The organism is Catellatospora vulcania (assembly GCF_009720385.1).
Lineage (GTDB): Bacteria > Actinomycetota > Actinomycetes > Mycobacteriales > Micromonosporaceae > Catellatospora > Catellatospora vulcania.
This window is the reverse complement of sequence record NZ_ML769307.1, coordinates 53,510-78,489: the sequence shown is the minus strand read 5'-3', so window position 1 is coordinate 78,489 and position 24,980 is coordinate 53,510. Positions and strand designations below refer to the sequence as shown.

General features: G+C 71.1%; 24 protein-coding genes and 1 pseudogene. 12 read left to right on the top strand and 13 right to left on the bottom strand.

Going from position 1 to position 24,980, the window contains the following annotated elements:
• Positions 1 to 286, top strand: a pseudogene (locus F6W97_RS15005) (hemolysin III family protein); the annotation flags it as partial.
• A 28-nt stretch (positions 287 to 314) separates the two neighbouring features.
• Here the strand turns inward: F6W97_RS15005 and F6W97_RS15000 are convergent.
• The 4 genes from F6W97_RS15000 to F6W97_RS14985 form a co-directional block, all read right to left on the bottom strand.
• Positions 315 to 1,049 (bottom strand): GAF and ANTAR domain-containing protein, encoded by a 735-nt coding sequence (locus F6W97_RS15000; protein WP_155370942.1) that lies wholly within the window; start codon positions 1,047 to 1,049, stop codon positions 315 to 317.
• A 41-nt stretch (positions 1,050 to 1,090) separates the two neighbouring features.
• A complete protein-coding gene (locus F6W97_RS40685; protein WP_230686687.1) occupies positions 1,091 to 1,555 on the bottom strand; it encodes an ANTAR domain-containing protein in 465 nt (154 codons plus the stop codon).
• A gap of 508 nt (positions 1,556 to 2,063) precedes the next feature.
• Complete coding sequence (locus tag F6W97_RS14990) at positions 2,064 to 2,396, bottom strand: STAS domain-containing protein (RefSeq protein WP_155370941.1); 333 nt, start codon at positions 2,394 to 2,396, stop codon at positions 2,064 to 2,066.
• Entirely contained in the window at positions 2,393 to 5,107 is a 2,715-nt protein-coding gene (locus F6W97_RS14985) for a SpoIIE family protein phosphatase (protein ID WP_155370940.1), read from the bottom strand. Before F6W97_RS14985 ends, F6W97_RS14990 begins: the two co-directional genes overlap by 4 nt.
• Before the next feature lie 159 nt (positions 5,108 to 5,266).
• On the opposite strand from F6W97_RS14985, the gene F6W97_RS14980 reads away from it, so the two are divergent.
• The 6 genes from F6W97_RS14980 (at position 5,267) to F6W97_RS14955 (ending at position 12,696) form a co-directional block, all read left to right on the top strand.
• Complete coding sequence (locus F6W97_RS14980; RefSeq protein ID WP_155370939.1) at positions 5,267 to 9,376, top strand: SpoIIE family protein phosphatase; 4,110 nt, start codon at positions 5,267 to 5,269, stop codon at positions 9,374 to 9,376.
• Positions 9,373 to 9,681, top strand: coding sequence for an STAS domain-containing protein (locus tag F6W97_RS14975; RefSeq protein ID WP_155370938.1), 309 nt, complete (start codon positions 9,373 to 9,375; stop codon positions 9,679 to 9,681). The genes F6W97_RS14980 and F6W97_RS14975 overlap by 4 nt, the downstream gene beginning before the upstream one ends.
• Before the next feature lie 37 nt (positions 9,682 to 9,718).
• On the top strand, positions 9,719 to 10,342 hold the full coding sequence (locus tag F6W97_RS14970; protein ID WP_155370937.1) for a DedA family protein: 624 nt from the start codon (positions 9,719 to 9,721) through the stop codon (positions 10,340 to 10,342).
• Between the two features lie 142 nt (positions 10,343 to 10,484).
• On the top strand, positions 10,485 to 10,664 hold the full coding sequence (locus F6W97_RS14965; protein ID WP_155370936.1) for a hypothetical protein: 180 nt from the start codon (positions 10,485 to 10,487) through the stop codon (positions 10,662 to 10,664).
• A gap of 278 nt (positions 10,665 to 10,942) precedes the next feature.
• Positions 10,943 to 11,740 (top strand): hypothetical protein, encoded by a 798-nt coding sequence (locus F6W97_RS14960; RefSeq protein ID WP_155370935.1) that lies wholly within the window; start codon positions 10,943 to 10,945, stop codon positions 11,738 to 11,740.
• Positions 11,737 to 12,696, top strand: a complete 960-nt coding sequence (locus F6W97_RS14955; protein ID WP_155370934.1) for a metallophosphoesterase family protein — start codon at positions 11,737 to 11,739, stop codon at positions 12,694 to 12,696. Before F6W97_RS14960 ends, F6W97_RS14955 begins: the two co-directional genes overlap by 4 nt.
• 31 nt (positions 12,697 to 12,727) lie before the next feature.
• Here the strand turns inward: F6W97_RS14955 and F6W97_RS14950 are convergent, their stop codons facing one another.
• From F6W97_RS14950 to F6W97_RS14930, 5 genes are all read right to left on the bottom strand, one after another.
• Entirely contained in the window at positions 12,728 to 13,621 is an 894-nt protein-coding gene (locus F6W97_RS14950; RefSeq protein ID WP_155370933.1) for a M56 family metallopeptidase, read from the bottom strand.
• The gene (locus F6W97_RS14945) at positions 13,618 to 13,998 is read right to left on the bottom strand and encodes a BlaI/MecI/CopY family transcriptional regulator (RefSeq protein WP_155370932.1); all 381 of its coding nucleotides are present in this window, start codon (positions 13,996 to 13,998) and stop codon (positions 13,618 to 13,620) included. Before F6W97_RS14945 ends, F6W97_RS14950 begins: the two co-directional genes overlap by 4 nt.
• Before the next feature lie 189 nt (positions 13,999 to 14,187).
• Positions 14,188 to 14,628, bottom strand: coding sequence for a hypothetical protein (locus F6W97_RS14940; protein WP_155370931.1), 441 nt, complete (start codon positions 14,626 to 14,628; stop codon positions 14,188 to 14,190).
• Between the two features lie 56 nt (positions 14,629 to 14,684).
• Positions 14,685 to 16,004, bottom strand: a complete 1,320-nt coding sequence (locus F6W97_RS14935; protein ID WP_230686686.1) for a HAMP domain-containing sensor histidine kinase — start codon at positions 16,002 to 16,004, stop codon at positions 14,685 to 14,687.
• A 53-nt stretch (positions 16,005 to 16,057) separates the two neighbouring features.
• Positions 16,058 to 16,747, bottom strand: coding sequence for a response regulator transcription factor (locus F6W97_RS14930; RefSeq protein ID WP_155370929.1), 690 nt, complete (start codon positions 16,745 to 16,747; stop codon positions 16,058 to 16,060).
• Positions 16,748 to 16,956: 209 nt separating this feature from the next.
• On the opposite strand from F6W97_RS14930, the gene F6W97_RS14925 reads away from it, so the two are divergent.
• Positions 16,957 to 17,706, top strand: a complete 750-nt coding sequence (locus tag F6W97_RS14925) for an SDR family NAD(P)-dependent oxidoreductase (RefSeq protein WP_155370928.1) — start codon at positions 16,957 to 16,959, stop codon at positions 17,704 to 17,706.
• A gap of 14 nt (positions 17,707 to 17,720) precedes the next feature.
• Here the strand turns inward: F6W97_RS14925 and F6W97_RS14920 are convergent, their stop codons facing one another.
• Positions 17,721 to 18,242: an FBP domain-containing protein gene (locus F6W97_RS14920; RefSeq protein ID WP_155370927.1), complete on the bottom strand. Its 522-nt coding sequence runs from the start codon at positions 18,240 to 18,242 to the stop codon at positions 17,721 to 17,723.
• Between the two features lie 228 nt (positions 18,243 to 18,470).
• The gene (locus F6W97_RS14915) at positions 18,471 to 19,388 is read right to left on the bottom strand and encodes an EamA family transporter (RefSeq protein WP_155370926.1); all 918 of its coding nucleotides are present in this window, start codon (positions 19,386 to 19,388) and stop codon (positions 18,471 to 18,473) included.
• Between the two features lie 39 nt (positions 19,389 to 19,427).
• Between F6W97_RS14915 and F6W97_RS14910 the strand changes: the two genes are divergently transcribed.
• On the top strand, positions 19,428 to 19,958 hold the full coding sequence (locus F6W97_RS14910; protein WP_155370925.1) for a MarR family winged helix-turn-helix transcriptional regulator: 531 nt from the start codon (positions 19,428 to 19,430) through the stop codon (positions 19,956 to 19,958).
• On the opposite strand, the gene F6W97_RS14905 is transcribed toward F6W97_RS14910, so the two are convergent.
• Together F6W97_RS14905 and F6W97_RS14900 are read right to left on the bottom strand one after the other, a co-directional pair.
• The gene (locus F6W97_RS14905) at positions 19,959 to 21,245 is read right to left on the bottom strand and encodes a flavin-containing monooxygenase (RefSeq protein WP_155370924.1); all 1,287 of its coding nucleotides are present in this window, start codon (positions 21,243 to 21,245) and stop codon (positions 19,959 to 19,961) included. It abuts the gene before it with no gap.
• Entirely contained in the window at positions 21,202 to 21,750 is a 549-nt protein-coding gene (locus tag F6W97_RS14900; protein WP_155370923.1) for an OsmC family protein, read from the bottom strand. Before F6W97_RS14900 ends, F6W97_RS14905 begins: the two co-directional genes overlap by 44 nt.
• Positions 21,751 to 21,844: 94 nt before the next feature.
• Here F6W97_RS14900 and metX point away from each other — a divergent pair, with 94 nt between their 5' ends.
• The 3 genes from metX to F6W97_RS14885 are packed head-to-tail and all read left to right on the top strand — an operon-like array spanning position 21,845 to position 24,890.
• Positions 21,845 to 23,080: a homoserine O-acetyltransferase MetX gene (gene metX / locus F6W97_RS14895; RefSeq protein ID WP_230686685.1), complete on the top strand. Its 1,236-nt coding sequence runs from the start codon at positions 21,845 to 21,847 to the stop codon at positions 23,078 to 23,080.
• Entirely contained in the window at positions 23,077 to 24,411 is a 1,335-nt protein-coding gene (locus F6W97_RS14890) for an O-acetylhomoserine aminocarboxypropyltransferase/cysteine synthase family protein (protein WP_155370921.1), read from the top strand. The genes metX and F6W97_RS14890 overlap by 4 nt, the downstream gene beginning before the upstream one ends.
• On the top strand, positions 24,408 to 24,890 hold the full coding sequence (locus F6W97_RS14885; RefSeq protein WP_155370920.1) for a CoA-binding protein: 483 nt from the start codon (positions 24,408 to 24,410) through the stop codon (positions 24,888 to 24,890). The genes F6W97_RS14890 and F6W97_RS14885 overlap by 4 nt, the downstream gene beginning before the upstream one ends.
• Positions 24,891 to 24,980 lie beyond the last annotated feature (90 nt).

Sequence of the window (24,980 nt, the reverse complement as noted above, 5' to 3'; positions counted from 1 at the left end):
CTGGTCGCGCCGCACGCACCCCGCTCGGTCACCGCGCCACTGTATCTGGCCCCTGGGCTGGGCGGCGGTCGTGATCCTGCCCGACATCGCGCGCGAGGCGGGCATGCTCGCGCTGGTCATGCTGGCCCTGGGCGGCGTCGCGTACAGCTCCGGCGCGGTCCTGTTCGCGCTACGACGGCCGGACCCGTGGCCCGCGGTGTTCGGCCACCACGAGGTGTTCCACGCCTGCACGCTGGTCGCGGCGCGCTGCCATCACGCCGCGGTCTACCTCGCCCTGTTCGCCTGACCGGATCCGGTGCGACGGCGCACCTCGCTCACAGACCGGCCAGGTCCGGGAGACTGGCCAGGTCGGTGGTGATGATGTGCGCGACCTCGCCGAGGCGCAGATTGTTGCTGCGGCAGTAGGCGCGGATGAGCTGGAACGCCTCGTCCACGCTGACGCCCCGCGACTGCGCGATCGCGCCCTTGGCCTGCTCGATGACGATGCGGCTGTTCAAGGCGCCCTGCAGCTGCTCGCTGAGCCGCTCCCCGCGGCTGATGGCCCGTTCCTGGAGCAGGCCGATCGAGGCCACGTCGGCCAGGGCCTGCACTATCTCCACATCGGTATCGGCCAGGCGCCCGCCGACGTGACTGCTGAACACGTTCATCGCCCCGATGCGTTCCGCGCGCAGCCGTAGCGGGAACGCGTGCACGGAACGGAACCCGGCCTGCACCGCCCGAGGCGCGAACAGCGGCCAGCGGTCGGCGGCCAGCCGCAGGTCGGCGTTCACCACCGGCGTGCCGGTGCGGAACGCGTCCAGGCACGGGCCCTCCTGGTTCTGGACCTGGAACAGCTCCAGCAGCTTGACGCTCTCGTCCGAGGCCGCCATGAACTCCAGGCGGCCGTGCTGGTCGGCCAGCAGCAGCCCGACGGGTGAGGCGTCCAGCAGGTCTGCGGTGCGGCCGGCGAGCAACTGGAGGAATTCGATCAGGTCGAACTCGTCCACGAGGGTGTCGGCGATCTCGACGAACACCCGTGCGAGCCGTTGGGCGGAAACCGTGGTTGTCATGGCTGCCTCCTTCCTTTTCGAGAATGTGGTGAGGTGGTCGTTCATGGCTGTGGAGCGTCGAAACTGAGGCGCCGGGCCACGACATCGGCGGCGACGTCGTACAGGCGGCGGTCGTGGACATAGGCGTGCGCGCGCATCCGCACCATCGCCTCGGCCAGGCTCACCCGCAACTGGACCATGACCATCCCCTGGGCCTGGAACAGCTCGGCCCGCGAGCCCAGCGGATCGTCGAGCCAGCCGTCCGCCACACCCGCGCCGCCGCTGTCGTGCCCGTCGAGCAGGGTCGCCACGGCGACCTCGGCGAAGGTGAGCGCCAGGGTGAGTTCGTCGGGTGACAGCATCCCGGCCCGCGTACGGAACACGTCCATCACGCCGAGGCGGGCGGCGCCGACCTGCAGCGGGAACGCGAACACCGCCCGCACGCCCTCGGCGTGCACGGCTGGGGCGTAGACGGGCCAGCGGCTCATCGCCCCGTCGGCCAGGTCGGGGATCAAAACCGGCCGCATGGAGGCGTACGCATCGATGCAACGGCCCTTCGCCGAGGGTGAGTTGCAGCTCCTCCAGGCGTTCGGTGGCCGCGTCGGAAGCAGCCGTCACTCCACGCAGCCCGCCGCCGGCCATCACGGTCAGGCCGGCCCCTGACGCGTACAGCGCGCGCCCTGCCGCGCCGCACAGGCGCCGCATCCCCGCCGCGACACCTTGCCCATCGCCATCGGCTGCGGGCTCGCTGTTGATGAGCGCTTCCACCTGGGCGTAACGGTCCCCCACGTTGTCACCCACCGTCCTTGGTGACATCGCCGTCGACGGGTGGTGTTCCACCTGCCAATTCGAGCCGAGCTTTCGGCTGCATCCCTTTCACCCTCATCTGAGCGTATGCCGCCGAGGGCCAGGGCAGCTGCGCCGCGACAGCGGCGTCCGGGCGCACCGTACCACCCTCGAGTGCTGACTTACCGCGCTTGGACAGCCGTCGGTTCCGAAACCGGACATCAGGGCCGACGGCGCGACCGGTCGCCGCTACTGGGGCGGCGATTGGCGGATGTCGAGGTTCTTGTCCATGCCCGTCAGGGCGAGCAGGCTGCCGACGACACCTGACGCCGGGGCGACAATGATCAATTTCTTGCCGTGGCCGGCGAGTTCGTCGGCGAATCGCTGGATCATGCGTAAGCCCTGGCTGTCGAGAAAGCCCAGTTCGGTCAGGTCGACGAGCACGCTCGGCGCGTCCCCGGCGGCAGCACGCAGCTGCTCCCCGACGGCAGCGACGTTGGACATGTCCACCTCGCCGCTGACTCGCAGGACAGACCGGCCGCGCTCCTCGGCGGCGATGACCTGGGCCAAGGGATCGCTCATGCCGCGGGTCCAATCTTCGAGAAGCGCAGCTTCACGGTAGTGCCGGCAGGGGTGGTCGTGCGCTCGTATGCGGCGCTGACCTTACGCATGATGTCCGTGCCCCGGCCGCGGTCGCCGGGCTCACGCGGCGCGGGCCGCCAGCTTCCCGCGTCGGTCACGATGACCACGACGTCGCCCCCGTCCTCGTGATCCGCTTCGACCGTGATCGTGGCTGGGCTCCGGTCGCGATAGGCGTGCTCGATCGCGTTGGAGGCCGCTTCGCCGACGGCCAGCAGCAGCCGGGACATCGTAGCGGCGGGGACGTGCCGCTGTGCGCCCCAGTCCGTCAATGAGCGGCGCAGCCGGCGCAACTCGTGGGCGTCGGGCGCCAACTCGTGGCGAAACCGTGGCGACGGCGGCCGCAGGCACAGGACCACCACGTCGTCGGTGCGCTGGTGGTCGGTCCCGAGGGCGTCGATCAGCCGGGCGCAGAAGTCCTCGATCGGCAGGTCGTGCAGCCCGGTGGCGGCCTGTTCGAGCCGGTCGAGGCCCACGGTGATGGGTTCCCTGCGGCGTTCGATCAGGCCGTCGGAGTACAGCACCAGGGTGGCGCCCGCTTCGAGGGTGTCCGTGGCGTCGGGGCGGTCGGTGTCGACGTTGCCGTTCAGCGGGCCTGACCGGCCGCCCGTGAGCCACCGCGTGCCGCCGGCGGCGTCGACGACGAGCATCGGCGGATGTCCGGCGGAGGCGTAGCACAGCTGCCGGGTGGCGGGGTCGTACACGGCGTAGCACGCCGTGGCGAAATCCGCGCCGTCGACGTCGACGGCGAACCGGTCGAACTGCGACAGCAGCGCGCCCGGCCCGGTGGAGTGCGGAGCCAGCGCGCGTATGCCCACGCGCAGGCTGCCCATCGCGATCGCCGCGTCGAGGCCGTGCCCGACGACGTCGCCGACCGTGACCGCGATCCGGCCGTCGGGCAGCGTGAAAGCGTCGTACCAGTCACCGCCCACTTCGAGCGCCACGCTGCCCGCCTCGTACTGGGCGCAGACGGCCGCGTCCGGGCGGCTGACGATGGCCCGCGGCAGCAGGGCTCGCTGCAGCTGAAGCGCCACCCGGTGCTCTTCCTGGCGGATGCTGATGCCGGTGAGCGCGACGCCGACCCGGGCCGCCAGGTCTTCGAGGAAAGCCAGGTCCTCGTCCAGGTACGGACGACCGGCCGGGTCGTCGAACGCGACGACGAGCGTGACCGCCGAGTCGCGGCCGGTGGCGATCGGTATGCCCGCCGGGTCCGGGGTGCCCGTGACGGCGGCCCGGTCGGCGAAACCCGGAGCGAGCAGGCCGACCAGGCTGCGCAGCCCGTCCTCGACGGTGGACGCCCGGTCCAGCTCGCCGATGACGTCGGCCAGCAGTTCCATGCGGGCACGGCTGCGCTGGCCCCGACGCTCCTGCTCACGCAGGACGTCGTCGGCGCGGCGCCGGTCGTCGATGTCGGTGGCGACCCCGAACCATTTGAGGACCGAGCCGGTCCCGTCGTGCAGCGGCACGATACGCACCAGGAACCAGCGGTACTCCCCCGTCCGCTGCCGCAGGCGCAGCTCGCCCTCGAACGCGGCGCCATGGGCCTCCGCGGCGGCCCAGTCGGCACGCAGCCGGTCCGTGTCGTCGGGGTGGGCGGCGATGAACAGCATCGACCGGTGGTCGTTGCCGGCGGGTTCGACGCCGGTCGAGGTGAGCCAGTTGTCGTTGGCGAACTCGACCGATCCGTCGAGCCGGCCCACCCAGACCAGCTGCGCGGTCACCTCGACCAGCTCGCGGAAGCGCAGCTCGCTCTCGCGGAGCTCCTGCTCGGCCCTGGCCCGCTCCACCGCCGTCCAGGTCCGTTCGGCGACCTCCTCCATCAACGCGATCTCCGCCGGCTCCCAGGTCCGCGGGGCGGTCTGGTGCAGCGTCAGCGACGCCGCATGCGAGCCGTCCTTCACCAGCGGGACCGTGACGAAGGCGCGCACTCCGGTGGCCGGGTAGGCCAGCCGCTCGTCCTCGCTGAGGCGCGGATCGGTCGACACGTCGGTGACGGTGATCGTGCGGCCGGCCCGCACCTCGGCGAACAGCGTGGCCCCGAAGTCGTCGGCGCGGTAGCGGCCCACGCTCCCGGCGACCGCGGGTTGGTGGAAGTCGCGCTCGGCGATGTAGTAGTCGCTGTCAGGCTCGTGTACCACGTCGAGATACAGCGCTCGGCTCGCCATCAGGTGACGGCCGAGCAGGTCGACGGCGTGCGCTTTGATCTCCAGCGGATCGGTCAGCGACCGCAGCGCATCGCTCAGCTCGAACAGGAACGCGCGGCGGGCCTCGGCGGCGTACCGGCCGGTCACATCGGCGGCGACGCCGACCAGACGTGTCGGCGTCGGCGGGTCGCCTTCGAAGTTCGCACGGGCCGTCACCGCCACCCAGTGGTAGCCGCCGTGCGCCTGCAGGACCCGGATGTCCTGGCGCAGCTCCCGGTTTCCCGCCGGGTCGAGGGCGTCGGCGACCGCTGCCGCGTACCGGCCCCGATCATCTGGGTGGATCATGGAGGTCAGTGCGGCAGACAGCGACAGGGTGCCGTCCGAAGGGAGGTTGAACAGCTCCAGCATGCGCTGATCAGGTTCTGCGCGATCTTCGACATACCAGACGAAAGTACCCAACTGGGCCGCGTCCAACGCCAGCTGAAGCCGCTCCTCCTTCGACGTCTCCATGGCGACAAACTATCCTGCCGCCGGCGCGGCGCCCCCGAACAGGCACCGGACCAGGCGCGCCCGGCCGCATACGAGCCCTCTGGCGGGATTCCGCACCCGGATGGCAGGGTAGGGCGCATGTATGCGGGCACATGGTGACGGCTTCCGGCGGGGGGTCTGATGGATGACGTGTTCTCCGCGGATCCCGAGGTCGCCGTGGATCTGCGCGCGGTCGACTGGGCCGCGACGCCGCTGGGACCGGTGCCCGGCTGGCCGCAGAGCCTGCGGACCGCGGTGAGCATCCTGCTGTCGTCGAAGTTCCCCATGTGGATGGCGTGGGGGCCGCAGCTGACCTTCTTCTGCAACGCCGCATACCGACGCGACACGCTCGGCCACAAGTACCCGTGGGCCCTCGGCCGGCCCGCCAACCAGGTATGGGCGGAGATCTGGAACGACATCGGCCCCCGCATCGACACGGTGCTGGCGACCGGGCAGGCGACCTGGGACGAGGCGCTGCTGCTGTTCCTGGAGCGGTCCGGCTACCAGGAGGAGACGTACCACACCTTCTCGTACAGCCCGTTGCGGGACGAATCCGGCGCGGCCGTCGGCATGCTGTGCGTCGTGAGCGAGGACACCACGCGGGTCGTCAGCGAGCGGCGCATGGCCACCCTGCGCGATCTCGGCTCCGATCCCAGCGTCGTGCGCACGCAGCAGGAGACTCTCGCGTTCGCCGCCCGCCAGCTCGACCGCAATCAGCGCGACCTGCCCTTCACCCTCATCTACCTGACCGACGGCGGCACAGCCCGGCTGGCGGGGACGACCGGCATCCCTGACGGGCATCCCGTGGCCGTCTCCGCGATACCCCTGGACGGGCCGGAGCCCGTCTGGCCCGCGGCGCTGAGCGTCGCCGAGCCGCAGCTCGTCGACCTGAGCCAGCCGCGCTTCGCCGGGCTGCCGGCCGGGGCCTGGCCGTCGCCACCCGCGCAGGCGCTGCTCATCCCGCTGCTGCGCCAGGGCGGCGCGCCGTACGGATTCCTCGTCGCCGGCCTCAACCGCTACCGCCCCTTCGACGACGGCTACCGGTCCTTCATGGAGCTGGTGGCCGGACATGTCGCGACCGGGATCGCCAGCGCGCGCAGCTACCAGGCGCAGCAGCGACGTGCTGAGGAACTCGCCGAGCTCGACCGAGCCAAGACCGTGTTCTTCTCCAACATCAGCCACGAGTTCCGCACCCCGCTGACCCTCATCATGGGCCCGATCGACGACCTGCGCCGGCGGCCGGACACCGACCCGGCGACGCGCGAGGAACTCGACGTCATCCACCGCAACGGCCTGCGGCTCGGCAAACTGGTCAACAGCCTGCTCGACTTCTCACGGCTGGAAGCCGGCCGCATGCAGGCCAGCTACGAGCCCGTCGACCTCGCCGCCGTCACCGCCGAACTGGCCAGCGTCTTCCGCTCCGCCGTGGAGAAGGCCGGACTGCGCCTGTCGGTGGACTGCCCCCCGCTCGACCGGCCCGTGTACATCGACCGCGGCATGTGGGAAAAGGTCATCCTCAACCTGCTGAGCAACGCCTTGAAGTTCACCTTCGCCGGCTCGGTCGGCGTCAGCGTCGGCAGTGACGACCAGCACGCGATCGTCAGCGTGACCGATACGGGCATCGGTGTCGCCGCCGAGCAGATCCCCCGGCTGTTCGAACGGTTCCACCGGATCGAGAACGCCCGCTCGCGGTCCAACGAGGGCAGCGGCATCGGCCTGGCCCTGGTGCAGGAACTGGTCGGCCTGCACGGCGGGACCATCACCGCCCACAGCGTCGAGGGCGAAGGAACCACCTTCACCATCTGCATCCCCTTCGGCCACGGCCACCTGCCCAGCGGTGCGATCGTCGCCGCGACCAGTGCCGCCGCCCTGTCGGCAGCGGCCGAACCCTATGTGCAGGAGGCGCTGCGCTGGGTGCCCGATCAAGGTTCGCGAGACCTGATCAGCCCCGGGGACCAGGAAACGCCGCTGTTCGGCCCGAGCCTCGCCAAACCGGCCAGCGTGCTCATCGCCGACGACAACGCCGACATGCGGGCCTACCTCGCCCGGCTGCTGACCGGCGCCGGCTACCAGGTCAGCACCGTCGACGACGGCCGGCAGGCACTCGACGAGGCCCGCGCCAGAACACCCGAACTGGTCATCAGCGACGTCATGATGCCCCGCCTGGACGGCCTGCAACTGCTCACGGCACTGCGAGCCGACCCGCGCACCGAGGCGGTGCCCGTCATCCTGCTCTCGGCACGAGCCGGGCAGGAGGCATCCATCGAGGGTCTGCAGGCGGGGGCCGACGACTATCTCGTCAAACCCTTCGCCGCGGCCGAACTGCTCGCCCGGGTCCGGGCCAGCATCGAACTCGCCAGGACCAGGAATCACCACGCCCGCTGGCGGACCGCCCTGATCAACTCGTTACAGGAGGCGTTCTTCGTCTGCGACGACAACGGCGCGGTCGTCGAGATCAACACCGCCTTCACCGACATCCTCGGATTCGGCCCGGAGGGCCTGCCCTACGAGCCGAAGCACCCGTGGTGGCCGGATGCCGACGCCGAGGCCGCCGCACACCGCGAGGTCGCCACCGCGTTCGACACCCTCATGCAGAACGCGCAGGGCAGCTACACGATCCCGGTCGTCCACCGCAGCGGCCACCGCGTGTGGGTGAACGCCACGTTCAACAAGGCGCAGGACCCCGACAGCGGCCGCACCGTCACCGTCGGCACCTTCCGCGACGTCACCGCCGAGCACTACGCCATCCAGCGCGACACCGCGATGGCCGCCCTCAACATGCGCCTGTCGCAGGCCCCGGACCTCGCCCAAGCCGGCGCCGGGGCACTCGCCGAGCTGCAGCGGCTCTGGCACGCCACCGAGACGTGGGGCGTCGTCTTCCGCCCCGGCGCCCCACCGTCGGTCAGCACGGCGCACGGCAGGCCCGCCGACTGGGAGCAGCTGGCAGAAAGCCACCGCGACGCCATCACCAGCCTGCGTGACGGCCCCAACCTCACCGCCGCGGTGGCCGGCGGCGACAGTGCCGGCATCCGGCTGGAACACCCGCACGGCATCATGGTCGTCTGGCTCGACCTCGGACCCCACCGCCGCTTCACCGAACACGACCGGCTGCTGCTGTCCCTGCTGGCCGGCAGCCTCGCCCAGGGACTCACCCGGGCCCACCAGATCGATCAGCAACGCGAAACCGCCCTGGCGCTGCAGCGCGCCATCCTCGGCCCCGCACAGCTGCCGCACGGTTTCGCGGTCCGCTACGAACCGGCGGCCACGCCGCTGGAGATCGGCGGCGACTGGTACGACACCATCGCCCTGCCCGACGGCCGCATCGGCATCGTCGTCGGCGACTGCGTCGGCCGGGGCCTGTCCGCCGCGGCCGTCATGGGACAGCTGCGCAGCGCCTGCCGTGCCCTGCTGCTGCAGGACCCCAGCCCCGCCCGCACCCTGATGACCATGGACCATTTCGCGGCGGCGACCCCGGGAGCCATGTGCACCACCGTCTTCTGCGGCGTGCTCGACCTGCAGACCGGCCAGCTCACCTACGCCAGTGCCGGGCACCCGCCGGGCATCATCGCCCACCGTGACGGCCGGACCGACGTCCTCCACGGCGGTCGCTCCCTGCCGCTGGCGGTACGTCCCGGGGCCCCCCGCAGCCAGGCCGAGCACACCATGCCCGCGCGGGCGACGATGATGCTCTACACCGACGGCCTCATCGAACGACGCCGCCGCCCGCTCGACGAAGGCATCGAAACTGCGACCACCACGCTGCACCAAGGCCGCGACATCGACATCGACCAGCTCGCGGCACACGTCATGGACCAGCTCACCCCCGCCGGCGGGTTCGACGACGACGTCGCCTTCCTGCTCTACCGCCACCCGGGACCGTTGCGGATGACCTTCCCGGCCGAAGCCGGCCAACTCGCGCCGGTCCGCAGCGCGTTGCGCGACTGGCTGCGCCGTTGCGCGCTGCCGACGCAGTTCACGCAGGGAGTGCTGCTCGCTGCCGGGGAAGCCTGCGCCAACGCCATCGAGCACGGACACCGCGGCAACCCGGGCGAGCCGATCCAGCTGCGCGCCGAAGCGTACGCCGACCGGCTCCGGCTCGTCGTCGCCGACAGCGGCAGGTGGAAGAACCCGACGGTGAACCCCGACCGGGGACGGGGCGTCGGCCTGATGCGCGCCATGATGCAACACGTCACCATCGACTCCAGCAGTGCCGGCACGACCGTCGACATGCATACGAGGATTCCCGAATGACTACCACGCCGTTGACCATCAGTTCGGCCCTGAAGCCTGACGGCACCACAGCGCTGACCGTCCGAGGTGAGATCGACATGAGCAACACCGTCGTCCTCGCCGACGCCATCGGCAGCGCGCCGGGTCGGGTGCTGCTCGACTTCGCCGCGGTCGAATACCTGGACAGTGCGGGCCTGGCTGTCCTGTTCGCCCATGCCGACCGCATCGAGCTGGTCACCAACAGCGTGCTCGGTCCCGTGCTTCGGATCTCCGGCCTGACCGAACTCGTCACCGTGCGCGAACTGCCCCCGGACGGCGGCGTGTAACGGGATCATTCTTGAGCGCCACGGGTATGACGGACTGATGCAGGAGCTGGTAGCGGCAGTCATGGACCGACTCGGGGTGGTGGGGGTAGGGGTTCTGATCGCGCTGGAGAATCTGGTGCCCCCGATCCCGTCCGAGGTGATCCTGCCGCTGGCGGGTTTCCGCGCCAACAGCGGCGCCTACCATCCGGTCGCGGTGTGGGTCGCGGCGACCCTCGGGGCGCTGGTCGGTGCGTGGTGCCTGTACGGACTTGGCGCATGGCTCGGATACGACCGCCTGAAGCGGCTGTCTGAGCAGCGCTGGTTCATCATCGCCGGTCCTGCCGACGTCGAGCGTGGCCAGCAGCTCTTCGAGCGGCACGGTGCGTGGATCGTGGCCGGGGCGAGGTGCGTGCCCGTGCTGCGCAGCCTGGTGTCGCTGCCTGCCGGGGTGGTGCGGATGCCCCTGGTGAAGTTCAGCTCGCTGACCATGCTGGGCGCCGGGGTGTGGAACGCCGTCTTCATCGCAGGCGGCTGGCACCTGGCCGACCGATGGGAACTGTTCGGGCAGTACGTCGGACCGGCCAGCATCGTGGTCATCGTCATGATCGCGGGCGCGCTGGTCTGGCTGGCGGTACGCAAACACCGGGGCGACGGGAATGCGTCGCCCCGGCCGGGACAGTGACGCGGTCAGGCCGCCGACCTGGCCGCGCTGCTCGTCGCCGCGCCTGAACGGGCCGAGCGGGCATCCGGTCGTCGCCGCCGAATCCGCCGACTGAGGCTGCCGCCCGCGCCTGGTCGCATAACCTGGTCGCGGGGGTGGAGTGATGCGCCGGATCGTGCTGGTGGTGATCCTGGTGTGGCTGGTCGGCGGGTTCGCGGCCGCGATGCAGCGCGACTACTTCACCGGGTCGTCTGCGGACTGCGACCACGGCGCGACGATCGCGGCCACGATCGTCGCCGGTCCGCTGAACTTCATCGGTGCGGATCCACAAGTCACCTGCTAGCACGTCCCCCTCGTACGTTCGACCGGCTCGCCGCACATCCGCGCCATGTCCTACACGATGTAGGTATCGTCTCTCACCTGGCACAGCACCCCGCCCGGGCCGCCCCACGAATTCCTACGGCGTGTCGGAGTTACGTCCCATTAAGGATGTTTCATCATCTTTCAGTGGGTTCTCCGAGGTACGGAAGACCACTTGCCGTCCGGTGGCGCCTCCACGCCGACAGCAAGCGGGTCATTGTCTCGCGTGCGCTGCGCACGTTCGGTTTCGGTTGCGTCAGCGTGCTGCTGGCCAGCCGACTCAGCATCGTCGGCTACTCGCCCGCCGAGATCGGGGTGCTGATCGCCGTCGCCTGTGCGGGCAGCGTCGCCGGCACGATCGTCATGGCGCTGTTCGCCGACCGCATGGGCCGTCGCCTCGCGCTGATCGTGTCGGCGGTGCTGATGGCCGCGGCCGGAGCCGTATTCGCCACCTGCGACAGCTACCCCTTGCTGCTGGCCGCGGCGTTCATCGGCACGGTCTCACCGTCGACCAACGACAACACCCCGTTCGGGATGAACCTGCTCGCAGCCGCCGCCCAGCTGGCCGCACCGGCGCTGACCGCCCGCAGCGGCCTGCTGGTGACCATGCTCTGGCCCCACGCCGTGTCCAACGTGCTGCTGCTGGGTGTCGCCTTCGCACCGACGTTCCCGCTCGCGGCCGCGCTGCTGCTGGTCCGCCATGCCCTGTCGAAGATCGACGTACCGGCCCGGCAGGCGTTCACCGCGGCGATCGTCGCCCCACCCCAGCGCACGGCGGTGGCGAGCATGACCGCCGCCGCCCGCGGCGTGGCCGTCAGCACCAGCCCACTGGCCGCGACCGTCCTGTCGATCCCGCCGCTGGCCGAGTTCGGGACGCCGCTCGTCGCCGCCGCACTGCTGGCGCTCCTCTACGACGCGCTGATGCTGCGCGCCTTCGGCCCCGCCCCGTGGGGTCGGCGCAGTGGGGCAGTCCTGCCGCCGACCCTTCCGGTCGACCGCGCGGCGCTGCTGCACGGCCACAAGCAGGCTGCGGCCTCCCGCGAAGGAGCCCGCCGATGAGCGAGCCCGAGCCCGTACCCGTCCCGCCCGCTCTGCCCGCCTCGGCAACCGGTCGCCTCGGTCGCGTCCTCGGCGGCGTCGCCGGACGCGCGTCCCTGATCGCCGCGGTGCTGGCCGCCGGCACCGTCGTGGCGTTCGGCGGCGCCCGCGACGACGGACCTCCCGTGCTCGTCGGGGCCGGTGACATCGCCAGCTGCACCAGCGGCGGCGACGAGATCACCGCCAAGCTGCTCGACGACATCCCCGGCACCGTCTTCACCCTCGGTGACAACGCCTACATGGACGGCTCCGCAAAGCAGTTCCGCCGCTGCTACGACCCGCACTGGGGACGCCACCGCGACCGCACCCGCCCCGTCCTGGGCAACCACGACCTGCGCAAAGCCGACGGCAAGGCCTACTACGACTACTTCGGCGCCGACGTCGGCAACCGCAACGAAGGCTGGTACACCTACCGCGTCTCGGGCTGGCAGGTGCTGGTCCTCAACAGCCAGTGCGACCAGGTCGCGTGCGGCCCCGACTCGCCGCAGGCGCGCTGGCTCCAGGAAGTCCTGACCAGCCAGCCGGCCCGGTGCAGCATCGCCATGTGGCACCACCCGCTGTTCACCTCCGGCGGCAGACACACCTCTGAACCGCGCGTGCGCCCGCTGTACCAGATCCTCTACGACCACGGCACCGAACTGGTCCTCACCGCGCACAACCACAACTACGAACGTTTCGCGCCACAGGACCCCGACGGGAACCGCGACGACGGCCGGGGCATCCGCCAGTTCGTCGTCGGCACCGGCGGCGCGAGCCTCTACCGGTTCGGTGACGAGGTCGCCGCCAACTCCGAGACCCGCGACGACAGAACCTACGGCGTGCTCAAGCTGACCCTCGACCCCACCTCCTACCACTGGCAGTTCGTCGGCCGGCCCGGCGCCGCCTACACCGACTCCGGGTCCGCCGACTGCCACTGAAGCCGCCCACCCGACCAGCGTCGACGGGTCCCTAGATGATCATGCCGAGCCAGGCCCGAGCGACCCCGGCGAACTCCACCACGGCCACCGCCGTGGCCGCGAGCAGCATCAGGCACAGCAGGGTCACCCCGGCCACCGCCTGCCAGCGGCTCGGCTGACGCGGGCACTGCATCGCCATCACCCGCTCGACCGCGCCCGAGCCGCTCATCCCCATCGCCGGCGCGACCTGCTTGCGGCGGCCGGCCAGCGACGCCTTGGCCACTGCCTGCGCCACCAGCTGCCGGTCGCCGACCATCGCGGCGGCGTCCTCGTCAGCCCACCGCTCGACCAGGTGGCCGACCAGCACCGCCATCGGAGCCAGCAGCGGGTTCAGCGCCGCCGACCAGCTCGCGACCGCCACCCACCGGTGATGCCGCCGCCGCAGATGCGCGTTCTCGTGCGCGAACAGCACCCGCTGCTCACCCGGGCTCAGCACCCGCAGCATCCCGGACGTGACCAGGATGTGCCCCGGCCGGCCCGGCACCGCCACCGCGAACGGCTCCGCCCAGTCGGCCACCACCATCCCCGCGTGCGGGCTGCCCACGTCCCGCAGTTCCCGCAGCACCCGCCGGCGTATCCGGATGTCGCGGACCAGGCGCACCACACCGGTCCCGAGCACCAGCGCGGCGATCATCGCGACCAGCCCCGGGACCGGTTTGGGCAGCCCCAGCTCCGGACGGTCGTCGAACTCCCACAACGGCGGCAGGTCGTCGAACAGCGTCAACGCCAGCAACGACAGGCAGCACACGAAACCGCTCGCGGCCGCCGCGGCGGCGGCGGTGACGGTCCGCGCGGCAGCGGACGGCGCGACCCGCCCGGCCATGAATCGGGCCACGTACGGCAGCAGCGCAGACAGCAGCAGCGGCAGGTAGACCCAGACCTTCACCTGTCCCCCGGCCGCATGTCGGACAGCAGCCGCCGCAGCACCTGCGCTTCGGCATCGTCGAGGGTCTCCGCGAAACGCTGCAGCGTCAGCTGCCGGTCGCCGACCCCGCTGAGCGTCGCACGCAGCTGCGCGGCGGCCGCGTCGGCTTCGCTGCGCACCGGCTCGTACGCGTGGGCCCGGCCCGCCCGGTTGCGGCGTACCAGCTCCTTGTCCACGAGCCGGATCAGGATCGTCTGCACCGTGTTGTACGCCGGCGCCGGATCCAGCCGCGCCTGGACCTCGGCGGGGGTCATGGCGCGGCCCGTGGCCCACAGGACGTTCATCACCTGGCCCTCGAGCTCGCCTGAGGCACGTCTGCGACCGTCGCTGTCATTCATACCGCTCCATATCCAGGCGGTCAGGTCATCGGGTTCCGCCGTGCAGCCCCACCGGGACAACGACCGCGAAGGTGAACTGTTCCGTGGTCGGCCGCGGCGAGCGCCAAGTAGTCCACCCCACCCCGGTCCGGCAGGTTGCTGCCGGACCGGTACCCGCCCGTCTTCAGGCCCCGCCCTGCGCCGTCGCGGTCAGGAGGTAGCCGACGGCGCCGGTGACGGAACCTTCTGCTCCGGCGCCGGGACACCCGGCAGGCCGGGCCTGTCGTCAGGCAGTGGCCAGATCCCCTTGTCCTGGGGTCCGGGCCACTCCTGCTTCTGCCATGGCCCTCCGTCGCCGGGCCACTTCTCGCCGCCCTTCCATCCACCACGGTCGGGGAAGACACGCTCGATCTTCGGGTGATCGCCGTCGAACCCGTGGTGGTCGTCGCCGTGGCCTGCCACGAACAGGGCGGCGACACCCAGGCATCCGGTACACACCGCACCGGCCACGAACGCCCCGGCCACCGCCAGGACGACCTTTCCGGACGGACGCCGCCGAACCGGTCTGACCTCGGTCACCACCGTCTTCGGCTCGGCAGCCGGCGCAGCGGCGGGCTCAGCGGGTTGCGCCTCAACAGGCTCTGTTGTCATGCAGCACACGATGACTCAGTCAGCTAAGAACGCCTGAGCGGTTTGTTAAGAACTTCCTATGAATCCGCCGGCAGCAGCACCCGCAGCAGCGCACCACCGACCGGGGACCGCTCCGCCGTCACCGTGCCCCCGTGCTGCGCCACCGTCTGAGCCACGATGGCCAGACCCAGCCCGGAGCCAGGCATCGCCCTGGCCTCGGCCGACCGGTAGAACCGCTCGAACACCCGGAACCGGTCCGCTTCAGCGATGCCGGGCCCGGCGTCGGCCACGGTCAGTTCCATCCACTCGCCGTCGCGACGCAGACCGACCGCCACCCTGGCGCCCTCCGGGCTCCACTTCGCAGCGTTGTCGAGCAGGTTCAACACCATACGTTCCAGGGCGCCCGGGCGACCTGTCAGCTCAGCCGTGATCAGGTCCGCGTCGATCGGCACCACGGTACGAGCCCGCGCCCGGTCTATCGCCGTGGCGACGACGTCGCCCAGGTCGACCCGCTCGGGGAGCTCCGGGCTCGTCTCCTCCCGCGCCAGATCCACCAGCTCATTGGTGAGCTGCGTCAGCTCCACCACCTGTGTCTCCAGATCCTGCATCAGCCGGGCCCGCTCCTGCGACGGCAGCACCCGCCCGGACCCGGTTTCCGCTTCTGCCCGCACCAGCAGCTCGATGTTGGTGCGCAGACTAGTCAGCGGCGTCCGCAGCTCATGCCCGGCGTCTTCGACCAAGGCCCGTTGCGCGGCACGTGAGGCCGTCAGCGCGGCCAGCATCCCGTTGAACGCCCCCGCCAGGCGGGCGACTTCGTCCCTGCCGTGTACCGGAATCGCGGTCTGCAGGTCGCGGGTGGCAGCCACCTTCTCCACCGCGCCGGTCAGCTGGTGGATGGGGGCCAGCCCGGCGCGGGCGACACTGCGGCCGATCAGCGCCGCCAGCGCCACGCCGCCGAGGCAGCCCACGGTGAGCAGCACGGCAAGCCTGCGCAGGGTGTCGGTGAGCGGTTCGAGTGGCAGGGCCACCTGGATGATGCCTTGCGCGTCGAGCGGCAGGGTGACCATGCGCAGCTCCTCGCCGGCGACGGTGACCGTCTCCCGGCTGCGGACCACACGTCCCTCGAGCACGGCCAGGGTGGCGTCGGTGATCGGCAGGGCGGAGGTGCTGACGACACCCTTGACAGAGATGATCTGCCACCGCGGTCCGAGGTCGGTTTCCTTGAGGGCGCGCCAGTCCCCTTCGAACTTGCCAGGACGCACCGGCTGCACCGGCGCTTTGTCGATCCACCGCTCCGGCTGGGCGGCGATCGTGCGGGCGTCGGAGTCGAGCTGGCTGTCCAGCTGCCGGTGCAGCTCCTCGCGGACGAGCAGGAAGGCAAGGCCGCTGACGGCCACCACCGCGACCGCGACAGCCAGTGCCGCGATGACGCTGAGCCGGTTGGTGAGGCTCACAGCGGGGTCTCCCGGAGCACGTACCCGACGCCGCGCACGGTGTACAGCAGCCGGTCGAGGCCGGCGGCTTCGAGTTTGCGGCGCAGGTAGCCGACGTAGACGTGCAGGCTGTTGGAGTTCTCGCCGAGGTCGCAACCCCACACCTGCTCGAACAGGGTCGACCTGCTCAGCACCTGGCGCGGATGGCGAAGGAACACCTCGAGGATGCTGAATTCGGTACGGGTCAGCCGCACGGCGCGCCCGTCGGCGGTCACTTCCCGGGTGATGGGATCGAGCGTGATCCCGGCGAAACGCAGCGGCCCGTCCTGGCCGGGCACGCCGGTGAGCACCGAGCGGCGCAGCAGCGCGCGCAGCCGCGCGAGTAGTTCCTGCAGCGCGAAGGGCTTGACCAGGTAGTCGTCGGCTCCGGCGTCCAGACCGGCGACGCGGTCGCCGACGCTGTCGCGGGCGGTCAGCATCAGCACGGGAACGATGATGCCCCGCTCCCGTAGCGCACGGCAGACGCCGAGACCGTCGACCTCGGGCATCATCACATCGAGCACGAGCGCGTCGGGTTCGGCGGCGAGCACCGACTGCAGCGCCTGTGCGCCGTCGGCAGCGACGTCGACCGCGTAGCCCTCGAACCGGAGACTGCGCGTCAGCGAGTCACGGACGGCTGTGTCGTCTTCGGCAACCAGGATCCGCACGCCGTCCTCCTCAGGCTCAGCCCGCTCTCGTCACCGCGTCGACGGCAGTGGGCAGGTGCGGCGCCATGGTACGCGTCAGGCGTGCACAGCCCAGGTGTGCCGTAGCCGGCCAGCGGAAACGCCGACATGCCGTCCACGGACCGACCAGTATGAGATCTGGGACCGGGCAGCGACAGCCGCTGCCCGGGCGGGACGCAACGGAGGCGGTCGTGGGGCAGCTCGACGGCAAGACGGCGGTGGTGACCGGCGGCACCACCGGTATCGGCCTGGCCGCCGCCAAGCGGCTCGCCGAGCACGGCGCGCACGTCTTCATCATCGGCCGGCGGCCCGAACAGGTGACCGCTGCGGTCGCCGCCATCGGCCCGGACGCCACCGGCGTCACCGGCGACGTCACCTCCGACGCCGACCTGGACCGGCTCTACGACGCGGTACGCGAGCGCGGCCGCGGTCTGGACGTGCTGTTCGCCAACGCCGGCGGCGGAGAGCTCGCGCCGCTGGGACAGATCACCCCGGAGCACTTCGACACGACGTTCGGCCTGAACGTCAAGGCGCTGCTGTTCACCGTGCAGAAGGCGCTGCCGCTGCTCAACGACCCGGCGTCGGTCGTCCTGTGCGGCTCGACCGCCGGTTCGGCGGGTCAGGCGTCGTTCAGCGTGTACGGGGCGACGAAGGCGGCTGTCCGCTCACTGGCCCGGTCGTGGGCTGCCGAACTCAGCGGACGCGGCGTGCGGGTCAACACGCTGAGCCCCGGCCCGATCGAGACACCGGGTCTGAGCGGGCTGGTTGCCGACGAGCAGCAGGCGCAGCAGTTCAAGCAGGAGCTGATAAGGCAGGTTCCGCTGGACCGGATGGGCCGGCCCGAGGAGGTTGCCGACGCGGTGCTGTTCCTGGCTTCCGGCCAGTCCAGTTTCATCACCGGCGCCGAGCTCTTCGTCGACGGCGGGATGAACCAGGTCTGAGCACGCCGGGAGCGCTACTCACCACCGGCGGTCGCCGACGCGGTGGTGTCGAGGACCCGCTCGACGAAGGCGGTCACCTTCTGGCGCAGGCGGGCGACCCGCTCCTCGACGGTGACGGTCTCGGCCGCCTGCGGCAGGAACGGTTTGCGCAGATTGCGTGCGTAAAGCGGGCACGCCAGGTCGGTGCATGCGTAGGTGCCGGCCGTGTTGCCGTGACGCCCGGCCGCCCCGGCCAGTCGTGCCGAGAACAGCGCGATGGAGGCGGCATCGTGGAAGGTGTGGCAGAACCCGCACATGTTCGAGCGCATCAGCGACCGGGGCGGAACGGTCGCGCTCAGCACCAACCCGACCACCGTCGAACCCAGCGGCACGATCAGATACGCCCGGCCGGGCGCCTTCGGGTCACGCCACCCGAGGAAGTCGAGGTCGTCCCAGTTGAGCTGCTCGGGCGTCGCCGGCAGGTGCATCCGCCGCGCGTCGCCTTTCGACGCGTTGACGATGGAGCTTCGGATCTCTTCTGCGGTCAGCGGTTGCATCGGTTCTCCCGTACGGTCGGCTGGTGGGCGGTCCCGACTGTGCGGGTCTGACGTCGTGAGCAATCGCGCCGACGACTGCAGCAGGTCGACGGGTGGAGACCACGCGCCGCCGTGGTGCGGCCCTTCATCCGACCCGGCGTCCGGTCTCCGGTCAACCGAATAACTCGCCCTCATCTGCGACCGCGTCAGCGCCGTCGGCGCTCTCTCGACCGGCGCCGGGGCTGTCGGTCAGCCGACGCACCTTGGCGCGCCCGCCGTGTCCGGCCGGCCCCAGCCGGCACTGACGCGGGCAACGATACGCCGAGCGGCAGGTTGTCCCAGCAGGATCCCGGTGACGACCAGCACGAGACCGCCCAGCTGCTGGGCGGCGAGCGTCTCCTGCGCCACCACCGCTCCGAGCACCACGCCCGTGATCGGATTGAGCAGCCCGACCAGCCCTACTGTGCCGGCGCTCAGGTGGCGCAGGCCGGTGAACCAGGCCGTGAAGGCCAGGGCGGTCGCCACGACCGAGACGTAGCCGAACGCGACGACGGCGGAGCCGTCCAGCGCGGGCGGCGCGCCCTCCACGGCGGCGGCGACGGGCAGCAGGACCAGCCCTCCCGCGATGAGCTGCCAGGAGGTCAGCGAGAACACGTCGACGCCCATGCTCCACTTCTTGGTCAGCACGTAGCCGAGGGACGACATCGCCATGGCCGCAACGGAGGCGAAGACACCCACCGGATCGACTCCGGCCGTGTCGTCGAGCAGCATGAGTCCGACGCCGACGACCCCGACGGCGGCGCCGACGAGCTGCGCTGCCTGCGGCCGTTCCGACAGTGCCGCCCAGGCGATCAGCATCATCGCGACCGGCGAGGTCGCCATGATCGTCGAGGCGATGCTGGTGGGCAGTGTCTGGGCCGCGAGGTAGACCAGGGCGAAGAAGGCGCCCATGTTCAGGGCGCCCAGGACCGCGGATCGCCACCACCACGCACCGTGCGGAAGCGACCTGCGCACGAGCAGGAGCAGCAGTCCGGCGGGCAGCGCGCGGATGGCCGCGCCGTACAGCGGGTAGTCCGGCGGCAGGTACCGGTGGGTCACGAAGTAGGTCGAGCCCCAGGCGATCGGCGCGATCGCGGTGACCGTCACCCACCGAGAAGTAGCTTCCATGGAAGGCAATATAGCTTCCCCGGAAGCTATATTGAAAGGGTGACCGGACACCTCGACCACGTAGCCCGTATCCAGCAGGCCTGGGCCCGCGAACGGCCCGACCTCGACGTCAGCCCGCAGGCCGTGATCGGGCGCCTGCACCGCCTGGCGGGCCACCTGACCGAGGAGCTGCGCGTCGTCTACCGGCGCTACGGGCTGGGCGAGGGCGAGTTCGACGTCCTCGCCACCCTGCGCCGGGCCGGCGAACCCTTCGAGCGCGCGCCCGGCGAGCTCGCCGCGTTCACGATGGTCACCACCGGCGCCATGACCAAGCGCCTCGACCGGCTGGAACGTGACGGGCTCATCACCCGCCGCCCCAGCGGCAGCGACGGGCGGGGCCGCGTCGTCGCCCTCACCCCGGCCGGCCGGAAGCTGATCGACCAGGCGTTCGCCGACCACATGCGCAACGAGCGCCGCCTGCTCGATCTGCTGAGCAGCGAGGACGCCGCCCGACTCGAGTCAGCGCTGACCACCTGGCTCGCCTGCTTCGAGAACCCGCTGCCGCCACCGGCCCAGCAGGACGTCATGTGATCAAGGGCGGGCGGCGAGGTATCCCGCGAGATGGTCGATCACGGCGCGCGCGTCGTCCTCGATGCCGTGGATGAAGGTGGACCTGCGCCGCCGCAGCAGGGGCAGGCCGAGCGCGTACAGCCCCGGGCTGTCGACGACCCCGCCGTCGTGCTTCAGGCGGCCCTTGCCGTCGAGCACGGGAACGTCGAGCCAGCGGTAGTCCGGCCGGAACCCGGTCGCCCACACGATCGTGCGGATCTCGCCGCGGGTCAGGTCGAGCTGCAGCCGGGCCGGGTCGGGTACGCGGGTGGGCGCGAACCGCTCGGGCGGCTCGGCCGCACCGTCCCCGCGGGCCCACTCGTCGAAGGTGTCCAGCAGGCGTTCCATCTTCAGGTCCGCCAGCGCGACCACGTTGCGCAGCCCGCCGGAGAACAGCGCCCGGCCGTCCCGCACCCCCGCCAAGCGGCCCACCAGCTCGACGCCGGACGCCGACAGCGCGTCGAGGTCGAGGGTGCGCCGCTCGGGCGAGCCGATGAGCTGCGGCGACGGCAGGCGGCGGGCCCGGTCGAGGTCGTCGACCTCGTCGTGGCGCTGATCCCACACACCGGAGGCGTCCATCCACCACAGCACGTCGCGCCCGCGGTAGGTGCGCGGCAGCCGCACGTGCTCCCCCACGGACAGGACCACGGGCCGGCCGGACCGGCGCAGCTCGTCGGCCAGCTGCACCCCGGTCGCCGACGCGCCGACGACCAGCACTCCCCCGTCCGGCAGCAGGTCCGGCCACCGGTAGTCGAAGGGGGTCAGCTGCGTGACGGAGGCCGGCACAGCGTCCCGCAGCGACGGCACCACCGGCTGGTTGCAGGCGCCGGTGGCGATCACCACCGCGCGGCACCGGATCGGCCCGCCGCTCGTGGCGAGCTGGTATCCCTCGTCGACGCGCCGCACCGAGGTGACCGCCGTCCCGGTCCGCACGGGCGCGCGGGACACCGCGGCGAACTGCTCGATGAACCTGACGACCTCGTTCATCGTCATGTAGCCGTCGCGGTCCGGGCCATCGTAGTGATGGCCCGGGAGGCGACTCTGCCAGTTCGGGGTGAGCAGCCGCAGCGACTCCCAGCGTTCCCGGCGCCAGGAGTTCGCCACCTCGCCGCGTTCGAGCACGACATGGTCGATGGCGCGGTCGCGCAGGTAGTGGCTCGCGGCCAGGCCCGCGTGCCCCGCGCCGAGGACGACCGTGGTGACGCGCTCGATGGCTCGGCCCTCCTCAGGCGACCGCGACGGTGACGTTGGTGGGGTTGGTGAGGGCATCGAAGACGGCGGAGCGCTTCTGGGACTGCGCCACCAGCGCCTCGATCTCCTGCTGCGAGGCGTCCGCGTCGATCGTGAACGTCACCTTGATGTCGTTGAAGCCGTTGCGGACGTCGCTGTCGACCCCGAGGATGCCCCGGATGTCGTGCTGGCCCTCCACCGTCGACTCGACCGAGCGCAGCTGGATGCCGCGGTTCTGCGCCACCGAGGCGACGCCGGCGGTCAGGCAGGAGGCCAGACCGACGAGCAGGTACTCGATCGGGGTGATGCCGTTGTCTTCGGCTGCGAAGACGGCCGGGTGGTCGGCGTCGAACACCGTCTCGCTCTTGTGGCTCTGCTCCTGGCCGAGGCCGAAGAAGTTCTGGATGCGGGTCGTGCTGTGCACGCCGTTGCGCCAGGTGGAGGTGGCCCGCCAGGTGAACTGGGCGGCGTCGGGCGCGTCCTTCAGCACCCCGCGCGCGTCGAGCAGTGCCTGGACGTTCACGCCGTTGTCGACGGTGGTCATGTGTGGTGCCCCTCTCGATCTCTACCCTACAATTCCTATCGGAATGACCGACATTAACATCGACCGCTACGGAGGACCAGTTATGATCGCGCCCGTGGCACCGAACCCGACGGTCGCCGCCGGATCCGTCGGCAACGTCGAGACGCGACACCTGGACCTGCCCCGGCCTGTGCCGCTGGACTGCGGGCGCGAACTGCATCCGGTCCGGGTGGCCTACGAGACCTACGGGGTCCTGTCACCCGAACGGGACAACGTCATCCTGGTCTGCCACGCCCTCAGCGGCGACGCCCACGCCGCGGGCTTCGCGGCCACGCCACCGGAGGCGGGCACCCGCGACGGATTCGCCGCCGAGGCCCGCGACGGCGCGGCAGGCAAGGCACTCGGCTGGTGGGACGGGATGATCGGCCCCGGCAAGGCGTTCGACACCGACCGCTTCTTCATCGTGTCCACGAACGTGCTCGGCGGCTGCCGGGGCACCACCGGCCCGTCCTCGACCGACCCCGCCAGCGGCGCACCGTACGGATCGGACTTCCCCGTCATCACCGTCGCGGACATGGTCCGCACGCAGCGCGCCTTCCTCGACGAACTCGGCATAACCCGGCTGGCGGCGGTCGCCGGCGGTTCGCTCGGCGGCATGCAGGCCCTGGAGTGGGCGGTGCTGTACCCCGACCAGGTCGACGCGATCGTGGTCATCGCCAGCACACCCGCCCTGCACCCGCAGGGCGTGGCCTGGAACGCCATCGCCCGGGACGCGATCATGCGCGATCCGGACTGGCAGGGCGGGCACTACCACGGCACAGGGCGGCAACCCGACGCCGGCATGGGTGTCGCGCGCATGGTCGGTCACATCACCTACCTGTCGGCGCCCGCGCTGGAGGACCGGTTCGGGCGGCGGCTGCAGTTCGCCGACGACATCCGGCACACCATCACCGAACCGGAGTTCGAGGTCGAGAGCTACCTGCGCCACCAGGCCGACGCCTTCGTCAAACGCTTCGACGCCAACACCTACCTGTACACCTCCCGCGCGCTGACGTACTTCGACCTCGCGCGAGAGCACGGCGGCGGATCACTCACCCGGGCCCTCGGCGGCATCATGGCCCGTACGCTGCTGATCGCTTTCAGCTCCGACTGGCTGTACCCGCCGACGGCCTCGGAACAGCTCGCCGCGGCACTGCGCACGCTCGGCAGACCCGTCGAGTACCACCTGATCGAGGCCCCGCACGGCCACGACAGCTTCCTGCTGGAGGAAGCGCGCCAGACCCCCGTCATCCGGCGCTTCCTGACCGGAGCCGGAGCCGACCCATCGACGCCGAGGAAGAGGCACGAGTGAGCAGCGAACTCCCCCGCACCGAACAGGCCCGCGCCTTCGGGTTCGAGACCCGGCAGTTGCACGCCGGGCAGCGGCCGGACCCCAACACCGGCGCGCGCGCCGTGCCGATCTTCCAGACCACCAGCTACGTGTTCGAGGACCCGGAGTCGGCCGCCGCGTACTTCAACCTGCAGGAGTACGGCAACACCTACTCGCGCATCATGAACCCGACGGTCGCGGTGTTCGAGGAGCGCGTGGCCAACCTCGAAGGCGGCTGCGGGGCGGTCGCATTCGCCAGCGGCATCGCCGCGCAGGCGGCCGCGCTGTTCACGCTGCTGGAACCGGGTGATCACGTGGTCTCCTCCGCCGCGCTGTACGGCGGGACGGTGAACCAGTTCAAGCACCTGCTGCGCAAGATGAACGTGGAGCTGAGTTGGGTCGATCCCGACGACCCCCAGGCGTGGCGGGACGCGGTCCGCCCGAACACCAAGGCGTTCTTCGGCGAGACGATCGGCAACCCGGCCGGCAACGTGCTGGACATCGAGACCGTCGCCGCCATCGCGCACGAGCACGGGCTGCCGCTGATCGTGGACAACACCTTCGCCACGCCGTACCTGTGCCGCCCGATCGAGTGGGGCGCCGACATCGTGATCCACTCGGCGACCAAGTTCATCGGCGGGCACGGCACCAGCATCGGCGGCGTGGTCGTCGAGGCGGGCACGTTCGACTGGTCCAACGGGCGCTTCCCGGTGATCGCGGATCCGTCACCGGCGTACCACGGCCTGCAGTTCCACGAGACCTTCGGCATGTACGGCTACCTGATGAAACTGCGCGCGGAGACCCTGCGCGACCTCGGCGCGGCGCTGTCCCCGTTCAACGCCTTCCTGCTGCTGCAGGGGCTGGAGACGCTGTCGCTGCGGATGGACCGCCACGTCCGCAACGCGCGCGCGGTCGCGGAGTTCCTCGCCTCGCACGAGCTGGCCGCGAACGTGACCTACGCCGGGCTGCCCGGCAGCCGGTACGAACCGCTGGTGCGCAAGTACCTGCCGCGCGGCGCGGGCGCGGTGTTCTCCTTCGACTGCGCGGGCGGCCGCGACGGCGGCCAGGACTTCATCCGCGGCGTGACGCTCTGGTCCCACCTGGCCAACGTCGGCGACGCGAAAAGCCTGATCATCCATCCGGCGAGTACCACGCACCGCCAGCTCGGCGACCACGAGCTGCGCGCCGCCGGGGTGGCCGCCGGGACGGTGCGGCTGTCGGTGGGCACCGAGTCGGTCGACGACCTGGTCTGGGATCTGGAGCAGGGCTTCGCGAACGTCGCCGCGAATCTCGCGACGGCGGTGGCGGCATGAGCGACCTCAGCGTGTACCAGGACCCGGCGACGATCCAGCGGGTGATCCACCGAGCGAAGACGATCGCGGTCGTCGGCCTGTCCAACAACGAGCTGCGCGCCAGCTACTTCGTCGGTTACTACCTCCAGCGGCACGGCTACCAGGTCATCCCGGTCAACCCCCGCGAGAAGCAGATCCTCGGCCAGACGTCCTACCCGAGCCTGCTGGACGTGCCCGTCGCCGTGGATCTCGTCAACGTGTTCCGCGCGCCGGACGCGCTGCCGGGCATCGCGCGCGAAGCCGTGCAGATCGGGGCCGGGGCGCTGTGGTGCCAGTTCGGCGTCGTCAACGACGAGGGCAATCAGATCGCGGCAGACGGCGGTCTCGATCTCGTGGTGGACCGCTGCCTCAAGATCGAGCACGCCCGCTACGTCGGCCGGATGCACTGGCTCGGCTTCAACACCCAGCGCATCACCTCCGTCCGCACCGGCCTGCAGTAAGCCGACGCCGGTGGTCGCGAGCCCGGCTCCCCGGGCTCGCGACCACCGCGCGGCACGCCCCGGGCAGGCGGTGACGTGGCCCCCGGGCCA

Bases quoted from the DNA above. Each gene is read 5' to 3' on its own strand.
- F6W97_RS15000 (WP_155370942.1), bottom strand. From the start codon at position 1,049: ATGACAACCACGGTTTCCGCCCAACGGCTCGCACGGGTGTTCGTCGAG.
- F6W97_RS40685 (WP_230686687.1), bottom strand. From the start codon at position 1,555: ATGCGGCCGGTTTTGATCCCCGACCTGGCCGACGGGGCGATGAGCCGC.
- F6W97_RS14990 (WP_155370941.1), bottom strand. From the start codon at position 2,396: ATGAGCGATCCCTTGGCCCAGGTCATCGCCGCCGAGGAGCGCGGCCGG.
- F6W97_RS14985 (WP_155370940.1), bottom strand. From the start codon at position 5,107: ATGGAGACGTCGAAGGAGGAGCGGCTTCAGCTGGCGTTGGACGCGGCC.
- F6W97_RS14980 (WP_155370939.1), top strand. From the start codon at position 5,267: ATGGATGACGTGTTCTCCGCGGATCCCGAGGTCGCCGTGGATCTGCGC.
- F6W97_RS14975 (WP_155370938.1), top strand. From the start codon at position 9,373: ATGACTACCACGCCGTTGACCATCAGTTCGGCCCTGAAGCCTGACGGC.
- F6W97_RS14970 (WP_155370937.1), top strand. From the start codon at position 9,719: ATGCAGGAGCTGGTAGCGGCAGTCATGGACCGACTCGGGGTGGTGGGG.
- F6W97_RS14965 (WP_155370936.1), top strand. From the start codon at position 10,485: ATGCGCCGGATCGTGCTGGTGGTGATCCTGGTGTGGCTGGTCGGCGGG.
- F6W97_RS14955 (WP_155370934.1), top strand. From the start codon at position 11,737: ATGAGCGAGCCCGAGCCCGTACCCGTCCCGCCCGCTCTGCCCGCCTCG.
- F6W97_RS14945 (WP_155370932.1), bottom strand. From the start codon at position 13,998: ATGAATGACAGCGACGGTCGCAGACGTGCCTCAGGCGAGCTCGAGGGC.
- F6W97_RS14940 (WP_155370931.1), bottom strand. From the start codon at position 14,628: ATGACAACAGAGCCTGTTGAGGCGCAACCCGCTGAGCCCGCCGCTGCG.
- F6W97_RS14920 (WP_155370927.1), bottom strand. From the start codon at position 18,242: ATGCAACCGCTGACCGCAGAAGAGATCCGAAGCTCCATCGTCAACGCG.
- F6W97_RS14915 (WP_155370926.1), bottom strand. From the start codon at position 19,388: ATGGAAGCTACTTCTCGGTGGGTGACGGTCACCGCGATCGCGCCGATC.
- F6W97_RS14905 (WP_155370924.1), bottom strand. From the start codon at position 21,245: ATGCCCTCACCAACCCCACCAACGTCACCGTCGCGGTCGCCTGAGGAG.
- F6W97_RS14900 (WP_155370923.1), bottom strand. From the start codon at position 21,750: ATGACCACCGTCGACAACGGCGTGAACGTCCAGGCACTGCTCGACGCG.
- F6W97_RS14885 (WP_155370920.1), top strand. From the start codon at position 24,408: ATGAGCGACCTCAGCGTGTACCAGGACCCGGCGACGATCCAGCGGGTG.